Genomic DNA, 16,342 nt, shown 5'->3' on the forward strand with positions numbered 1-16,342 from the left:
TGGGATCTTCCTACCGCGAGGCCCCTCCCCGGCGGCACTATGCCGCCACACCGCATCACGCGGTCCGTCTTTTTTGCGGAGATCTCATCCCATGAAATACAATCCACTCGGCCGCACCGGCCTCCTGGTTTCGGAACTCTGCCTCGGCACCATGACCTTCGGCGGTCAGGGGGGCATCTGGGAACAAATCGGCGGGATCGCACAGGAGAGCGCCGATGGCCTGGTCCGCGCCGCACTCGATGCCGGGATCAATTTCATCGACACGGCGAACGTCTATTCCACCGGGTTGTCGGAACAGATCACCGGCCAGGCCCTGCGCAATCTCGGCGTGGCGCGCGACGACGTCGTGGTCGCGACCAAAGTGCTGGGGCCGATGGGCGACGGTCCGAATGCGCGCGGCGCCTCACGCGCGCATATCATCGCCCAATGCCATGCCAGCCTGAAACGGCTGCAACTCGACCATATCGATCTCTACCAGATCCATGGCGTCGATCCTCTCACCCCGATCGAGGAAACGATGGAGGCGCTGGATACGCTGGTCCGCTCGGGCGCCGTCCGCTACGTCGGCGTCTCCAACTGGGCGGCCTGGCAGATCAGCAAGGCGCTGGGCATCGCCGAGCGCCGGAACCTGGCGATGATCCGCTCGCTGCAGGCCTATTACACCATCGCCGGCCGCGACCTGGAGCGCGAGATCGCGCCGATGCTGGCCGAGGAGCAGGTCGGGCTGATGGTCTGGAGCCCGCTGGCGGGCGGCTTGCTGTCGGGCAAATATCTTCGCGACGGCAGTTCCGTCTCCGGCGACGGCCGTCGCGCCAGCTTCGACTTCCCGCCGGTCAACCGCGACCGGGCCTTCGCCGTCATCGACGCCATGCGCCCCATCGCCGAGGCGCACGGACGCAGCGTGGCACAAATCGCCATCGCCTGGCTGCTGCACCGCAAGGCGGTCACCAGCGTCATCATCGGTGCGAAACGTCCGGACCAGTTGCAGGATAACATCGCAGCCACCACCGTCACGCTGTCTCCCGAGGAACTGACGACGCTGGATGCGAGCAGCGCCCTGCCGCCGGAATATCCGGGCTGGATGATCGAACGGCAAAGTGGCTATCGCGCCGGCGCCAAGGCGGGGGAGTTGCCGAAAACATCGTAGTACGCGCAGGGGCCGACCGACGCCGGGAAGCCCTTATTCGGCCTCCGCCCGAAGGTCGTCCGGGATCTCCTGCCGGAAGAGTGGCCCCCGGCTAAGTCGTCGACCAAGGGCAGCCACGAACGCCTCGTAGCGCTCCGCCCCCTGCGCCCGCACTGCCGCTGCGGCCGGTTCCGGCAAGGATGGGCTGACCGTCATCCAGTAGCGGATGAACAGAGCCAGCGTCTCAAGGCTGATCCCGAGATCGCGCTCCATGCGGGCGACCTGCCGGTCGAGGCGGTCCAGCCTGCGGCTCATCGCCGCCTCCCGCCGCTCATCGGCATCGGGCGACAGGAAAGATGCGATGGCCGCTTCCGCCACCAAGGACAGGGAAAGATCGCGCCGCGCCGCATGGGCGGTCAGGGCGTCCAGCAGCTTCGGTTCCAGATAGACCGACAGCCGCGCCTTTTTCAGGGATGTCCTCATCACGCCCTCACAGCCCGAGATCGTTGCCATGGTCGAGCCCAGCCTGCCGGGCGATCCGCGTCAGGTCGGCGCGATCCCGTGCTTCCATGTCAGGTGGCAGTGCCTCGCCAAAGAGGTCGGGGCCTGTGCGCTTCCTGTGTTTGCCGACATCCGCCGGATCATGCTCGCGCGACCATTTCCGTCCCGTGCCGAGGGATTCATCACTATCCGCGTCGTCGGGTTTATCCGGTGCTGCCGGCGACCCCGTCTGCTCCGGTGGCGGGGTAACAGGAGACGGACGACCACTCCAGTCATCGGGCCGGACAGGCCGGAGCAACTGCGTGGGATCGGGCGGCGGCAGGATGCGCTCGACGAAGCGACGATCCCGGAAATACCGCGCCTTGCGCGCCCGGATGGGCGGACAGCCCGCCACCATGACCACCTCATCCCGTGCCGGAAGCTGCATGACCTCGCCCACCGTCATCAGGGGCCGCGCGCTTTCCTGACGCGAGACCATGAGGTGCCCGAGCCAGGGAGATAACCGATGGCCGGCATAGTTCTTCTGCGACCGGATTTCGGTCGCCACCCCCAGACCATCGGACACGCGCTTCGCGGTCCGTTCATCGTTAGTCGCGAAACTGACCCTGACGTGACAATTGTCCAGGATGCTGTTGTTCTGACCGTATGCCTTGTCGATCTGGTTGAGGGATTGCGCGATCAGGAACGCCTTGATCCCATAGCCCGCCATGAAGGCGAGCGCGCTCTCGAAGAAGTCCAGACGTCCAAGAGCGGGAAACTCGTCGAGCATCAGCAGCAGGCGACGCCGCCCCTCCCGGCCAGACAGATCCTCCGTCAGCCGCCGCCCGATCTGGTTGAGGATCAGGCGGATCAGCGGCTTGGTGCGGCTGATATCCGAGGGCGGGATGACGAAATACAGCGAGACAGGCTGGTCGCCCTCCAGCAGGTCACTGATCCGCCATTCGCAGCGACTTGTCACGGTGGCTACCACGGGATCACGGTAGAGACCGAGAAACGACATGGCGGTGGACAGTACGCCGGAGCGTTCATTGTCCGACTTATTCAGCAATTCCCGTGCGGCCGACGCCACGACGGGGTGAGGCCCTGCCTTCCCGAGATGCGGTGTACGCATCATGGCGGACAGGGTCGCCTCGATCGACCGCTTCGGGTCGGAGAGGAATTTCGCCACCCCGGCGAGGGTCTTGTCGTCCTCGGCATAGAGCACATGCAGGATCGCTCCGACCAGCAACGCATGGGAGGTCTTCTCCCAGTGGTTGCGCCGTTCCAGCGAGCCTTCGGGATCGACCAGGATATCGGCGATGTTCTGCACGTCGCGAACTTCCGACGCTCCACGCCGGACCTCCAGCAGCGGATTATAGGCTGAGGACGCCGGATTGGTCGGGTCAAACAGCAGCACCCGCCCGAAGCGATTCCGGAAACCGGCGGTGATCTGCCAGTTCTCACCCTTGATGTCATGGATGATAGCCGACCCCGGCCAGGTCAGGAGCGTGGGGATCACCATGCCCACACCCTTACCCGTACGCGTCGGCGCGAAGGTCAGGACGTGCTCGGGGCCATCGTGTCGGAGATAGGCCCTGCGGTATTTGCCCAGCACGACGCCATCCTCGCCCAGCAGCCCCGCCGCGCGGATTTCCGCGTCCTCAGCCCAGCGGGCGGAGCCATAGGTCGCCGCGCGCTTCGCCTCGCGGGCACGATGGACGGACAGCGCCACCGCCGCAGCAAAAGCCAGTACACCGCCGGAGCCCGCGATCCAGGCACCCCTCGCGAACACCGCCGGCGCGTCAGCGTCGAACTCGTACCACCACCAGAAAAACAGCGGCGGGGCATAGACCGGCCAGCGATGCAGGATCGTGAACCACGGTCGGCCGAGTTCCGGCTGGAACGCCAGTTCCCAGGCCGTCCATTGTGTCGCCGTCCACCAGGACAGCACGATCATGGACAGGACCACGAGAGCCTGTCCCCACTGGATGCGTGTTCCCGGCTGATCCATCGAGTCCTCCCCTCGTCATGGGAGACAGCCAAGAACCGGCCTTTTCCAAGGCGCAAGCATGATCGGGCACCCATCGTACTGGAGCGGGCAGGAGCGAAAAAATACTTGCGCGTTGCGGTCTGGCGTCGGCATCCTCATCTTATGCGCACGATATGCGCATAAGGAGTCGGATCATGCCCAGCCGCACCAGCCTCGGCGTTTCCTATGACCGGAGCGCGCCTCGCCGCCCGGTCAACCTGTCGCTCAACACCGATCTGCTGGCGCAGGTCCGGGAAGTGACGCCCAATCTTTCGGCGACGGTCGAGACCCTGCTGGGCGATTACCTGCAATCCGCGCGGCAACAGCGCGAGGACGAACAACGCAAACTCGATGGCGTGATCGACGCGGTGAACGATCTGCACGCGCGGCACGGCTTCCTGAGCGACGAATTCTCGACGCTCTGAGCCGATGCCGCAATTCGCGATCTACCGGAACCCCGGCCGTAACCGGGACATCCCGTTCGTCGTGCAGATCCAGAGCAGCCGCCTGGAGCGCAGCGTGGGCCGGGTCGTCATGCCGCTCGTCAGACGGTCCGGCAGCGCCCCGCCGAATCATCCGCTGACGCCGCATCTCCATGTCGAGGGAGAGGAGGTCTTCGCCAACCCGTTCGACCTGGCGACTGTCCCCGCCGCGCGGCTTGGAACCGCAGTCGGCGTCCTGGCCGAACGCGACCAGGACACGATCATCAGGGCACTGGACGAACTGGTCAGTAGGGCGTGAGGGGCGCGGAACTTCCGCTGTCGCCCTCAACCCAGACATAGAACCTCTTAAGTGAATATCGCATAGCGGGCATGCTGTTGTGGCACTGGCGTTGAAAATATCTATTTTTTAGAATTAAATAAGAATCTGCAAGAGTAATCCAATTAATTAATCTATGTGTTTCCACACATATAGATGGAATCAACGGATCAGTAAGTATCTAATTTCTGTTAGCATCATTATGCTGCACCCCTAAAGGGTTAAAGCAACAAACACATTCAGTAATGCATTGGATGATCGGCTGGTGATTGCAGGCTGAGATACTTCCAAATCTGCCCTGAGGGCCCGGAAACATGATCGTATTAAAGGTGCCTGACTCCCGGCATGCATTTCACAAATTCAGTGCAGAATTGGCCCGGCTTGATGGTGTTGATGAGGTCCATTTCGATTTCCGGTCTGTAAAGTTCGCCACACCTGGGTGGATGATCACTGTGAGTGCTGCGCTTCGTCAATTTTGCGAAGAACACCCTGAGGTGCATCGGAGGGCGCTAAACCATAGAAATCTGACATATGCTGCACATGCCGGTTTTTTCCGCTCATTCGGCTTGATGTTCGGAAATGAGGTCAGCGCCGCTAGTTCCAGTGACCGGTTCATTCCAATCAGCTCCCTAATTGTGAACGACATCAAGGACGAGGCGTCCGAGCAGATGGAACACCATGGCGACACCGTTCAGCGACTGAGCGAAGATATGGTCGAGTTGCTGCTCCAGTCTCGCGACACTTCTGCGTTTCAGACGCTAGCCTATGCCATTCGAGAAATGATCCGGAACGTGGTGGAACACAGCTCCTCCCCCGATCTCACCTATGCCGCCCAATATTGGCCTATGACCGGCGAAGCGGAGATTGCCATCACTGACCGGGGGATCGGTCTCGCCAAATCGCTATCCTCCAATCCGAAGATCGGAAGCGTTGAAGACGACCAAGCACTGGACTTGGCCGTGCGACCGGGCGTGTCCTCTAAGACTTGGCGGAAGCAGTCTTCCCGCAGCGTTTGGGCGAACAGCGGCTACGGGCTCTACATGGTAAAGGGTCTGTGTGTTGCAAGCGGTGGCTCTCTGTCGATTGCCTCCGGATCGCTCGCCAAAACTTGGTCCAAAGAACGCGTTAAGACGGACCCAACCCATCTGAAAGGGACCACCGTCATATTGAAACTAAATAGTAATAATTTGGAAGACATTGATCGTGAGCTCAGAAAGCTGAGAGACGAAGCTGCTGTCGGGAAACCGTCGACTGCCTCAATGTCTGCGAACCCAAAGGGGAATTGACGCGGTGCATAGGGGGACATTGAGGGTCAAGGACGCGTTCGATGCGCTCTGTGACAGTGGTAAGTTGACGGTTATCGAGCGGGTGGATATCCCCGGCAGGCCGGAACGCGTGGCTGCTACCCCCGTCGCCTTCAACCAAGGCACTTTACGTGAGTGGCTGATAGCCAAGCACGGCAAGGCAGATACAGTTTGGAACCATCAGGCCGTCGCCCTTCAGCACATCGACAACGGCCAGAATATCGTAGTGGCAACCGGCACCGCATCGGGCAAGTCGCTTATTTTCCAACTGCCAATCATGCGTGAACTGTTAGAGGGCGACGGCGTTGCACTGGTCATCTACCCCCTGAAGGCTCTTCTTGCCGACCAACTCTCGCGCTGGCGGCAAATGGCTCTGGAGCTTGGGCTTCCCGCACACACGGTGGCTGAGCTTCACGGCAATATCCGGATGGACGAGCGTTACGAGGCCCTACAGAACGCTCGCATCGTAGCAATAACCCCCGACCTGCTTCATGCATGGTTCATGCGGCAGGTTTCTAATCCGGCTTTTAAACATTTTCTCGGCAAGCTGCGTTTTCTCGTTATTGACGAAGCACATGTTTACGAATCCGTCTTCGGGAGCAATGTTGCGTATCTGATGCGTCGGTTCATGGTTGCTCGGAATCGGGCGGCAAAGGACCTCCGTACGGGAACACAGCTTCAAATCATCGCAGCGACCGCGACCATTCACAGCCCGGTAGATCATATGACCTACCTGACTGGTTGGCCATTCGTTGCGGTTGACGAGGCCGATGATGGGTCGCCCAGCCATCCCAGAACCCTTCTGCACATTGATGGCCCCGATATTGGCGGACCAGCAGAAGCGATGTTACAAGGCATCATCAATGAGATGGAGCACGCTACCACCGATACCTTCATCGCGTTCCACAATTCGCGTCAGGGCGTCGAGCGGGTCGCCCGAGTGATCGACCGCGATGATGTCCTGCCGTATCGTAGCGGCTACGAAGGGCACGACCGGGCCGAAATTGAGCAAAAGTTACGCAAAGGCCTACTCCGGGGCATCGTCTCCACATCGGCGCTGGAGGTTGGCATCGATGTCAGTGGGTTCACTGTCGGCCTGAATCTCGGCGTCCCGCAGTCGAAGAAGGCGTTTCGTCAAAGGTTGGGTCGCGTAGGTCGCTCCTCGGAAGGTGTTTTCGCGGTAATCGCACCACGACATGCATTCACTCAACTCGGTTCGAGCTTTCAGGAATATTTCGAGGGTTCAGTCGAGCAGTCGTATCTCTATCTCGATAACCGGTTCATTCAGTTCGCCCATGCAAGGTGCCTGATGGACGAGTCCGAGCAGCTGGGCTTCAGCGAAGCCAAGATGCCGCCGGGCGTTATTTGGCCTGATTCGTTCGAGAAGGTCTTCGAGTTGGCGCGACCCGGCATCCGTCGGCCGAGGGAATTCGAGCTGATCGCGCAGATCGGTGCTGATTCCCCCCACTTCAATTACCCCCTCAGGCAGGTCGGCGAACCGAACTACAAGTTGAAGGAGGGTTCACGCAGTGAAGCCGAAAACATCGGCGACATAGCCCTGAACCAAGCCATCCGCGAAGCCTATCCCGGCGCCACCTATTTGCACCTGAAACGGCCAATGAAGGTGTCGGAATGGAAGTCGAGCTCCTTCGACCGCTCCATCCGGCTCTATGATGCAAAAAGCCCGGTTATCACGCAGCCTATCTTGCACAAAACCGTCAATGTCGGCGCTTCGTCGGAAGATGTTGTTTCAAATCGCATACTATCGGGCGAACGCGGGCTGATCGCAGAGGTTGCTCTCCAGGTGAATGAGGCGGTCCTTGGCTATAAGATAGGCGGCACATCGTTCATCTACAGAGACCTACGCGCAAAAGACCCGCGCATGAGCAAAAAGCAGCGCGAATTCAGCACGACGGGAATCGTGCTCCAGATCAAGGAACCGTGGTTCTCTGGAAGTGGCCAGCAAGCCCAGCTTCGGCGTGCTGTCTCGGCCGCACTTCGACAGATGATCCTTCGCAAAAAAAGCATCGCTCCCACTGACATTGACGACACACATTCGCACATCGCCTTCTACCAGAACGGAGCACTCACACGGGCGACCGATACAATCGTGGTCTACGACAGCATCTATGGGGGGCTCCGGCTGACTGAGGCGTTGTTTGAGGACTTCGGTCAGGTCCTCGACCGCCTGAAGAGGGCGGCAGAGATGGCGGGCAGTGATGCTCTGATCCCAGGCGATATTGTCGGAAAGCTAATGGACTGGCACAGCAGCTTGCAGGAGGGCACTATGCCGGTGGGACGGCAGTTGCCGGTTCGAAGCGGCGAGTTGGTGGTCTATGAACCAGGTAGCATCGTCAGCGTCCGGATTAACGGTACGCTCGTCGAGCGGGAGTTGCTTGAAGTGAAGTTCTTCGACATAAGTGACACGAAGCTTCTCATGTATCGCTACAAGAATCGCGACGATGGTGATTCATGGGTTCCGCACGAGCAGATCGAACCGACCGGCCAAGATTGGAAACAAGTCTTCTGGAATCCGACAACTAACACTTTTGAAGATCCTGAGAACGTCGACGATGGAAGCTTCTAACGGATCGACCGCCACCCATCATCGGTACCTACCAAAGAGGAACAGGCGTGTCAGGAGGGTGGCTTCTTTTGTTAAACGGATGTTTCATGCCGTCGTGCACGCCCCGTAACCCACCGTTCTGGAACGTCCAACGACGCGGATTTAGCAGAGAGGGCCAGCTCGGTTCCAAGAAATGTCTGTTTTCATATGTTGGCACTCCATAAGCAGACCTTCCGCTTCCCCCGCTTCCCGGTCATAGACCCAAACCCCGTTTCCGCGCGAACGACCAGTCAATCCCCCCATCGCCGCGCATGATTCCCGACACCTCCCGCCCTCGCTGTTTTTCCAGCGACGGCGACCACGGCACCAGCTCGAAGCCCAGCCCGTCGTCGATCATGGCGAACCGGCCCGACGCCAGGTTGAGACGCTGACGATAGGTGCCGGCAACGGGATCGCCCTCGTCACTCCGCCGGAAGGGGATTCCCGACTTCCCGGCGAGGTTCCGGCCCAGCGCGTCCAGTTCCCGCTGACGCAGGGTGCCGATCAGGTTCCGCGCATAACGGATGCTCCCGCCGTCGCGGCTGGCCAGCCCCTGCTTCACCAGATGATCCGCCCGCTTTTCCATGGCTTCTTTGGCCTCGGCGCCAAACCCGGTGGACGCAAGGGCAAGAGGCTCCCGCGCGATGGCCTGCCGGTCGAGCCAGGTGGCACCCTCCGCCGTCACCTGTCGCTCCAGCGTGACGTCCGAACGCACAGCCAGCGCGATACGATCACGTCCCTGTTTGTCGGTGAAACGCCGCAGTTCGACAATCGAACCGACCGACCCATCACCTGCGGCTTCGAGGTGCGGCAGGCGGACATGGTGCGTGCGACCATCAATTCCGTCGATCACCGCATAGGCCGTGCCGCGTAGCTCATCGTCGAGGCCGCGATCGACCAATCGGCCGATGACGGGATCGGTGGTGCCCTCGGCGGCCATTACCCAGGATGATGCGGCACGATCGATCTTCTGCTCCGCCAGCCCCCGGTGGATCCGTTTGATGATGTCGTTGCGCTCGCTGATCTCCCGCAGCGTCGCTTCCGCACTCTCGTCCATCCGCCAGCGATCCGGCCCGACCTGGTGCGCCAGCCCCATGGTTTCCAGGCGGCGCAGGCGACCCAGCTTCACCGTGGCGAAGGCGTCCGGCGTTTCGCCCGACGCGCGCCCAAGAGCGATGACACCATCTTCCCCGCCGTCCCTCTGAAGCTGACGGTCAAGCGGGGTCCAGCGGTCGGCATTCACCTGCCGTTCGACCGCCTGATGGATATCATGATCGGTGCGTGGCCCGAGTTCCAGCGTCACGAGATCCTGGGCACGGGCGCGCATCCCCTCGCGAATATAATCCCGCGCGATCACCAGGTCGGAACCGTCCTCCGCGACACCCCGAACGATAACATGCAAATGGGGATGTGCTGTGTTCCAGTGATCGACGGCAACCCAGTCCAGTTTCGTACCGAGATCGGTTTCCATCTGCCCCATCAGATCCCGCGCGAAAGCCCGCAGGTCCGACATCTCCGGTGCGTCCTCCGGGGAGACGATGAAGCGGAAATGGTGGCGGTCGTCATCGCAGCGTTCCGCGAAGTCCGAGGCGCGGATGTCGTCGCTGTCCTTGCCGAACAGGCGCGCGTCCTCCCCGTCCCGCGTCACGCCCTCCCGACGGAGATACCGCAGGTGTGCTGCCAATGGTGTGGCGCGCGGGGCATGGCGCACGACACGGGCCTTGATGACGACGCCCCGTGAGCGGCTGGTGAGCAGGCGATTGGCCGCATGAGCGGCGGCCCTCCCACGCCCGAAACTGGAGCGACGCCCGGCACCGATTTTCCCCGCGCGGGACACCCTGCCACCGGCCCGCTGCACCGACGCCAGCACCTGCGTCACGAAAGGCCGCGCCTGCCGGGCGCGGGTAGAGCGGATGCGCCCTGACCGGATGCGAAATTCCTCGTCCCTATTCATGAAAACTGCCCTGCACCGCGCGAAAGATCGCGTCGGATCAAAGAGATGACGCCTCGACGCGAGGTATGGAATTTCCACGCACCTCGCAACAAGACTTCAAAAACCCCGAAAAACCGCCACCCCAACCGAGCCGCGATGTGCGGCCTTTTATCCAGCCCTCCCTTTTCTGTTGGCTTTCCGGGGTTTTCACGCCTCACTGGACCTGATCCGATCCCCTCAGTGGGACCATGCCGGACCTCTCCCCGGCATGTCCTGCGAAGAGGTTTTCGGGAGCAGCGACATGACGTGCCGTGGGTGCTCGAAACCCATCGGGATAGCCAGAAACGAAGAGCGCGGCCGTCACCCAGGAACGAGCCGGAAAGGACAAAAAAGAAGCGGGAAGATGGAGGTCAGACGATAGGTTTTTCATCAGCCGTTTGACGAATTCCACGTAGGAAATCGTCTCGGCTGGCAATGGCCGACCAGTCGCCAGATGATCGTTATAACGACCGGGACCAGCGTTGTAGGCGGCAAGGAATCCCGCATCGCCATAGCGGTCGTGCAGCCATCGCAGATAGGCTGCACCAGCCGCGATATTGTCGTGCGGATCGAAAGGATCGGCCCCCAGATTGAGTGTTCGCCGGACATCCTTCCATGTGTCCGGCATGAGCTGCATCAGCCCCATTGCACCGGCGGCAGAAACCGCATGTGGATCACCGGCACTTTCAGCTTGCAGGACGGCCCTTACCCATGTTGCCGGGATCGCATTCTGCTCCGCTGCCTGCCGCACCAGATCATCAAAATGCTGGGCGCGGGCGATGGTCGGCGAGAGCGTCAGCGCGAGCACGGCCAGCACGCCAGCGGACATGAAAAACCGGAGGCTCATTCCCGCCCTCCCGGACGTTTTGCGGGCCGGTTCCAAACCAGTTGCCACTCACGCCCACCGCGTCCGGCCTGAAACAGCGTGGCCCGGACCGGCTGCATGAAACTGGGGTCATCCAGCACGATGGAAATATACTCGCCAGCACGCTCCCCGGTGCGGGTCCACCCTGCCCCGATCTCCGGCCCAGCGTCTCCATCACCGAGATGGATACGATAATCCGGCGCATGCTCCGCGCCATTGTTTTCCGCCGGCACGAAGGTCAGTTCGGCATCCAGTGACAGGGTGCGCACGCGTCCGGCAAAACCATCCGACGTGCGGGTGAAAAATCCGATCTGGCTCACAGGAACAATCCTTTCAGACAGAGTGGCAATGACAGAGAATTCAAGGGCTGAATGACCATCATTGAATGGGCGGTTCGCTCTCTTTCGCGGGCATCATCGGCCGTCCCAGGAGCAGTCCCTTCCGCACGGGATCATCCGGTTCCGGGAGCGGATCGAAATGCAGCGGCGGTGGCTCCGCTTCGCCCGTTCGGACATGAACCGGCACCGCGCGACCGATCACGGTATCCATCAGCAGGACGCCGAAATACCGCCCGTCCAGACTGGTTGGCACAGCGGCGTTCATAACGAAAACCTGCCCCGGCCCGAGATGCTGACAGCCCTGCCAGACCGGCAGCTTGCGGCCCCGATGATCGACGGTCTTCGCATCGCCGGCCGCCTTACCGTCGATGGTGACGTGGACGCCGATGCGACAGACACTTTGCCCCGCCAGTGCTGCCACAGGCTTGAGCAGCGGCACGCCGAACGGCAGGTAGCCGCGTGTCGCCAGCAGCGTGGCCTCGCGCTCAGGAAGACGGAGCGCGACAATGTCGCCGACACGGACCGGGGTGGTGGGCTGGATGCGATACAGCCCGACAGGAACGCTGGCCGTCTCGTTCCAAACCCAGCGCGGCGTGGGATGAAACGCCAGCGAAGCACCCACACCGAGCACGGCGAAATACGTGGTGAAAAACCAGGCGCGCCCGGTCATGACGCGGCCCTCCGGCGCAGCCATCCTTCGTGCCGTTCACGCGTGTAGGGACGCGGTTCCTGCGCTGCCGTGAGCCGGTGATGCAGGTGCCGCCAGTGATCGGGACAGGCGGCCGCAGGATCAATTCCCAGCGCCTCCACGACGTCGATGGCCTCCAGCACGCGCCGCACCTTGGGCCAGCCGCTCTGGCGCAGCAGGCTCTCGCCCCCGGGGCGCACGAAGGGCACGGTCTGGCAGGCTTCCTGAGCCCCGACCGCCCGCACGATGTCGATGCAGGACACCACGGTGCCGAAATCGTTCGCAGCCCAGCGGATGAAGGCGAACACGCTGTCCGGCGTGAAGCTCATCAGCCTGCGCCGACGGTCGAGAATGCGATCCTCGACGGGACGGCCGAAGCGGACCCAGTGTTCGATGCGCTTCTCGATCCACGTCAGTTCAACCGTAGTGAGGACAGCGTCGTCCGGCTTGAAAGAGCGGGCGGTCATGGGACACCGACCAGGCGATCCGCGACCGCTTCCCGAGCCTTTTCTCCACGCCCCGACCAGGCTGCCGGAAGGGGAGCTAAAAGACCGAAATCCCCTACATAATAAGTTATTATATTAGTTATATAAGTTACAGAGCTGATTCCGCTTTTGAAAACAATACGTTGCGCCGATTTTCGCCAATGATCCCACGATAAATCCGCCGCCGCTCCCACGATATGATGCGCCGTTGATCCAACGACATGTTGCACATCGTTATCCACACCCTCGGTGAATTGACTCGTTGGAACAGCGCATAAAATCCCCTGTTTTCCGCCAGAAATGACGCGAAACGCATAACCGGGAATGGTCTGGCTGACGACAATGGCGCGGATTTTCGCGATGAAATCGCGACGACGGGTCAGGCTGCCTGAGCGTGCGTGCAGTTCCGCCAGATCGAAGCGCTATCCCTCCTTCTGTCGCCCGGCATGTCGACGCGCCAGGCGGTAAAGCCACCGCTCCAGACCGCCACGAAGGCAGAAATAGGCGGGATCAACGCTCAGCACGCGCGAGCGATCGCAGGCGGCTTCCATCAGCCAGTCTGGCAGAGTCAGGGCCACGCCCTCGTCACGGGATATCCGGACATCACTGATCCACGTGAACGGCCTCTCCCGCCAGTCAGCGCCCTGGCGGATGTTCGTCATGACTGTTGTCGTGGACAGCCGTTCCAATGCACGGCGAAGGCGATGGTATTCATGTAGTCCGGAAGCCCAGCCCAGATCCTGAAACAGACGCCAGGGCGTGAAGCGCACATGGCGTGACACCCACAATCCATGGTTCAGCGCATCGACGATCTGCCCGGTCAGCCAGATCAGGACGTCGACATCCCAGACCGTCGCCATACCGCCAGCATTTTCAGACCGCACCATGATCGTGATATGTCGCGCCTGATAATCAATCGGGGTGAGGCGCGGCGTTTTTCCCAATGCGAAAAACGGACGCCCCATGAGATCACGAATGTCACGGGGCCGTGCCGACCCCGTGACCACGAAGCGGCGGTCGGGCTGACGCCAGCTATCACCGGCCGGCATCATCGTCCGGCGCTCCGCTGCTGAGCCTTGCGAGCCCTGGCCTGCAGGCGGATGATATACGCGCGGGGATCGGACGGCATCGGGATACCCCCACCGTCCCCGGTGGAGAGCCTGACGTTCAGATCGGCCCAGGCGCAGAGGTCTTCGACGGCATAGACGATCCGGCCGCCAAGCTGGCGGTAGAGCGGACCGGTGCCGCAACTCCGGTGCTTTTCGAGGGTGCGGATAGACAGGCCAACGAAATTGGCCGCGTCCGGGGTGCGCAGATAGCGCGGTGGCAGTGTCGGCTGGACACGCATGGGGTCTTCCTCCCGTTGGATCGGGCCGCGTGCGGAATGTCGCGGCTCATGGGAAGACGCTGCCGGAGAATGGCCTGTGGGGAGGGATGACAAAGTTCAGGCCACCAGACTGTCACCCCCCTGCTTCAGCCCCTGAAGGAGAGCGATGTGGCCGCCGCTCAGATAGAAGCCGGCACCGTCGAGATCGCGGTAGAAGGCCCGGTACCATGAGCTGGCGTGCCATTCCCTGTTCGAGAGCCGGAGAATGTCGGCACCGTAAAGACCAGCGGCGATCCGCTTCGCTGTCACCCCCATACGCCGTCCTTCCGCGATGCAGAGCATGCGGATCTGGCGCAGCTTCTGCTGGGGACTCAGGCGCAGGCTGGGGGGAATTGAACCCGGCGAATGATCGGCAAGCAGGCAGCCGAAGCGTGCCACGCAGGCAAGACGGGTCGGGAGGTGGCGGTCATCGACGATGAACCAGGTTCCTGGCGCATCGGGTTGTCGATCGACGACAATGACAAGGCGCAGCGGACCCGCCACACTGTCCAGCACGAGGTGAATGCCATCCGGACCATCATGCCGTGCACGCGTGTATGGTGCGAGACGGGACAGAATATCACCTCCATCGCCACGCACGGCGACCTCGGGCGCGATGTCCGGATCCCAGAACGCGGGGGCGAGCCAGGCGGGAAGATCAGGGTCGACAGGGAAAACGCAACCCCCAGCGACGGGCGAAGGCGCGCCATGCCTCAGCATCTGCCTTACCCGTCGTCATGATGGCGGCATAATCGTTCCGATAAGCCAGGTTGCGCCGCAGCCATTCCTGGGCGAGACCGGCAGGGTCGAGCCCGGCGAAGGCGCGACGAAGGGGTGCGGCATCCCACGGCCGGATTGTCGGCACTCCCCCCTCCCCGATATGTCATGGATTCGACCCAGTATCCGGTGCAAAACCGGAACGGGTAGTCCCGAAGACTTAGGGAGGTGATCCCGAAAATATCCGGTGGGCTCAGAATTGTTTCGGTATTGGGAAACGATTCACGCCAGACGGGCCGGAAACATCGGTTTTCGCGACATCACGTGATGCCCATGGCGCATCACAGGGGAAGGCGCTGAGCGTTCCGTGTATTATAATACGTAGCGCGATAATACACAAATCGTTCCTATCCTGAGGATGGATATCCGAGGACTTTTCGGCGCGAACGTGAGGCGCCTGCGACGCGCCGCCGGTCTCAGCCAGGAGGCCCTGGCGGAACGGATGGGCGTGGACCGCGCGTATATCAGCTGGATCGAGACCGGACGCCAGAACGCGACGCTGCTTTCGTTATGGCATGCGTCACAGGCACTCAACGTACGACCGGCGGCATTACTGGATGAAAATCAGGTTCCGGCGGACGATCAGAAATAAGGTTCCTTGACCCCACCCTCTCCGCCCTCAATGGGGCGGTGTCGGCCTGTCTGCTTCGACGTTACCCTGCCAAGCAAGCGCCTCCTTGAGTTCGCACTCGATCTGCCGGCGCTCGCGACGGCTGAGGTGAAAGCTGGTCAGTTCGGCGCGCAGCATCTGGATGTGGTCGTGTAGCGTGGTCATCGTCCTGCTCCTTTCGTTTGTCAAAGACAGGACGGACGGCTCATGCCGGGGCGGACCGGGTCAGGGATCGCCGTCAGGCGACCGGCCTGCCGGCGTGTGGGGGAGCCGATTTTGTTCGGCGTGCCCGGCACGGGTGCGTCGGGCAAAATTGGGGGGACCACGCGTCCTTGACGCGGTTCGCCCTCGCGCATGGTACAATGGGAAGGCTGAGGGAAAGCCTCGTATTCCTCCGACCTCTCACGTCGGGCGGCCAGCGCTGCCGCCCGCGCCCCGAAGAGCACGTCGGAAAAGAAGACCCGGAAGGCCCCGCCCGGGGAGACCGGGCGGGGTTGGTGGTGGGGAGCTTACTCCCCGTTCCGGCTGCGGGGCCGGGTCCAGATGAGGGTGTAGCCTTCCCCTTCCTCGTCGGTGAACAGGTTGGCGAAGATCGGGGCGGCGAAGGAGGGATCGTCCAGCTTCAGGCTCAGATAGGTGCGGCCTTCGTTGGAGCGGCGGGTCCATGCGGCACCGAGTTCCACCCGTCCGAGGTAGACGCGGTAGTTGGGGGCATTGTCGTTGGCCCGGTTGGTTTCCGCCACCAGACGGACGTTGCGGGCCTGCAGGGCCAGGGTGACGATTTCGCCTTCGAAGCCTTCACCCACCTTCTTGAAGGAACCGATGTTATACCAACGGTTATAGATACAGACCTGTGTGAGCCCACTTTCTGAGTCCGATCGACCGGATGGTGTCAGGCAGGGCGGCAAAATTATTCCAAGCGGAACAGGCGGCGTCGA

General features: G+C 61.7%; 18 protein-coding genes and 1 pseudogene. 6 read left to right on the plus strand and 13 right to left on the minus strand.

Annotation, left to right across the window (positions count from 1 at the left end; all coding sequences use genetic code 11):
- Positions 1 to 91: 91 nt before the first annotated feature.
- Positions 92 to 1,147 (plus strand): aldo/keto reductase, encoded by a 1,056-nt coding sequence (locus HLH21_RS11875; protein ID WP_182943962.1) that lies wholly within the window; start codon positions 92 to 94, stop codon positions 1,145 to 1,147.
- A 33-nt stretch (positions 1,148 to 1,180) separates the two neighbouring features.
- Here HLH21_RS11875 and HLH21_RS11880 read toward each other — a convergent pair whose 3' ends face one another.
- Both HLH21_RS11880 and HLH21_RS11885 read right to left on the minus strand, forming a co-directional pair.
- The gene (locus HLH21_RS11880; protein WP_182943985.1) at positions 1,181 to 1,609 is read right to left on the minus strand and encodes a ribbon-helix-helix protein, CopG family; all 429 of its coding nucleotides are present in this window, start codon (positions 1,607 to 1,609) and stop codon (positions 1,181 to 1,183) included.
- 7 nt (positions 1,610 to 1,616) lie between these two features.
- Positions 1,617 to 3,617 (minus strand): conjugal transfer protein TraG, encoded by a 2,001-nt coding sequence (locus HLH21_RS11885; protein WP_182943963.1) that lies wholly within the window; start codon positions 3,615 to 3,617, stop codon positions 1,617 to 1,619.
- A 173-nt stretch (positions 3,618 to 3,790) separates the two neighbouring features.
- On the opposite strand from HLH21_RS11885, the gene HLH21_RS11890 reads away from it, so the two are divergent.
- The 4 genes from HLH21_RS11890 to HLH21_RS11905 all read left to right on the plus strand — a co-directional run bounded on the left by HLH21_RS11890 (position 3,791) and on the right by HLH21_RS11905 (position 8,285).
- Entirely contained in the window at positions 3,791 to 4,060 is a 270-nt protein-coding gene (locus HLH21_RS11890; protein ID WP_029605669.1) for a type II toxin-antitoxin system CcdA family antitoxin, read from the plus strand.
- Positions 4,061 to 4,064: 4 nt separating this feature from the next.
- A complete protein-coding gene (locus tag HLH21_RS11895; RefSeq protein WP_182943964.1) occupies positions 4,065 to 4,376 on the plus strand; it encodes a CcdB family protein in 312 nt (103 codons plus the stop codon).
- Positions 4,377 to 4,708: 332 nt separating this feature from the next.
- A complete protein-coding gene (locus HLH21_RS11900) occupies positions 4,709 to 5,680 on the plus strand; it encodes an ATP-binding protein (protein ID WP_182943965.1) in 972 nt (323 codons plus the stop codon).
- Between the two features lie 64 nt (positions 5,681 to 5,744).
- Positions 5,745 to 8,285, plus strand: coding sequence for a DEAD/DEAH box helicase (locus HLH21_RS11905; RefSeq protein WP_182943966.1), 2,541 nt, complete (start codon positions 5,745 to 5,747; stop codon positions 8,283 to 8,285).
- Between the two features lie 232 nt (positions 8,286 to 8,517).
- Here HLH21_RS11905 and HLH21_RS11910 read toward each other — a convergent pair whose 3' ends face one another.
- The 9 genes and pseudogenes from HLH21_RS11910 to HLH21_RS16915 form a co-directional block, all read right to left on the minus strand.
- On the minus strand, positions 8,518 to 10,257 hold the full coding sequence (locus tag HLH21_RS11910; protein ID WP_182943986.1) for a relaxase/mobilization nuclease domain-containing protein: 1,740 nt from the start codon (positions 10,255 to 10,257) through the stop codon (positions 8,518 to 8,520).
- Positions 10,258 to 10,450: 193 nt separating this feature from the next.
- Positions 10,451 to 11,122 carry a lytic transglycosylase domain-containing protein gene (locus HLH21_RS11915; protein ID WP_182943967.1) on the minus strand — a complete coding sequence of 224 codons (672 nt, stop codon included), beginning with the start codon at positions 11,120 to 11,122 and terminating at the stop codon, positions 10,451 to 10,453.
- Positions 11,119 to 11,460, minus strand: coding sequence for a DUF736 domain-containing protein (locus HLH21_RS11920; RefSeq protein ID WP_182943968.1), 342 nt, complete (start codon positions 11,458 to 11,460; stop codon positions 11,119 to 11,121). Before HLH21_RS11920 ends, HLH21_RS11915 begins: the two co-directional genes overlap by 4 nt.
- 58 nt (positions 11,461 to 11,518) lie before the next feature.
- A complete protein-coding gene (locus HLH21_RS11925) occupies positions 11,519 to 12,148 on the minus strand; it encodes a S26 family signal peptidase (protein ID WP_182943969.1) in 630 nt (209 codons plus the stop codon).
- Positions 12,145 to 12,633 (minus strand): DUF2840 domain-containing protein, encoded by a 489-nt coding sequence (locus tag HLH21_RS11930; RefSeq protein ID WP_182943970.1) that lies wholly within the window; start codon positions 12,631 to 12,633, stop codon positions 12,145 to 12,147. Before HLH21_RS11930 ends, HLH21_RS11925 begins: the two co-directional genes overlap by 4 nt.
- Positions 12,630 to 13,703, minus strand: a pseudogene (locus HLH21_RS11935) (replication initiator protein A). Before HLH21_RS11935 ends, HLH21_RS11930 begins: the two are co-directional and overlap by 4 nt.
- A complete protein-coding gene (locus tag HLH21_RS11940; protein ID WP_077808161.1) occupies positions 13,700 to 13,999 on the minus strand; it encodes a helix-turn-helix transcriptional regulator in 300 nt (99 codons plus the stop codon). Before HLH21_RS11940 ends, HLH21_RS11935 begins: the two are co-directional and overlap by 4 nt.
- A 96-nt stretch (positions 14,000 to 14,095) precedes the next feature.
- Positions 14,096 to 14,737, minus strand: a complete 642-nt coding sequence (locus HLH21_RS11945; protein ID WP_182943971.1) for a DNA -binding domain-containing protein — start codon at positions 14,735 to 14,737, stop codon at positions 14,096 to 14,098.
- Entirely contained in the window at positions 14,676 to 14,882 is a 207-nt protein-coding gene (locus HLH21_RS16915; protein ID WP_264811536.1) for a transcriptional regulator domain-containing protein, read from the minus strand. Before HLH21_RS16915 ends, HLH21_RS11945 begins: the two co-directional genes overlap by 62 nt.
- A gap of 270 nt (positions 14,883 to 15,152) precedes the next feature.
- Between HLH21_RS16915 and HLH21_RS11950 the strand changes: the two genes are divergently transcribed.
- Positions 15,153 to 15,386 (plus strand): helix-turn-helix domain-containing protein, encoded by a 234-nt coding sequence (locus HLH21_RS11950; RefSeq protein ID WP_048848409.1) that lies wholly within the window; start codon positions 15,153 to 15,155, stop codon positions 15,384 to 15,386.
- Between the two features lie 27 nt (positions 15,387 to 15,413).
- Here HLH21_RS11950 and HLH21_RS11955 read toward each other — a convergent pair whose 3' ends face one another.
- Positions 15,414 to 15,569, minus strand: coding sequence for a hypothetical protein (locus tag HLH21_RS11955; protein ID WP_182943972.1), 156 nt, complete (start codon positions 15,567 to 15,569; stop codon positions 15,414 to 15,416).
- Between the two features lie 344 nt (positions 15,570 to 15,913).
- The gene (locus HLH21_RS11960; protein WP_182943987.1) at positions 15,914 to 16,249 is read right to left on the minus strand and encodes a DUF736 domain-containing protein; all 336 of its coding nucleotides are present in this window, start codon (positions 16,247 to 16,249) and stop codon (positions 15,914 to 15,916) included.
- Positions 16,250 to 16,342: the final 93 nt, after the last annotated feature.

The organism is Gluconacetobacter johannae (assembly GCF_014174305.1).
In the GTDB taxonomy this organism is placed as follows: Bacteria; Pseudomonadota; Alphaproteobacteria; order Acetobacterales; family Acetobacteraceae; genus Gluconacetobacter; species Gluconacetobacter johannae.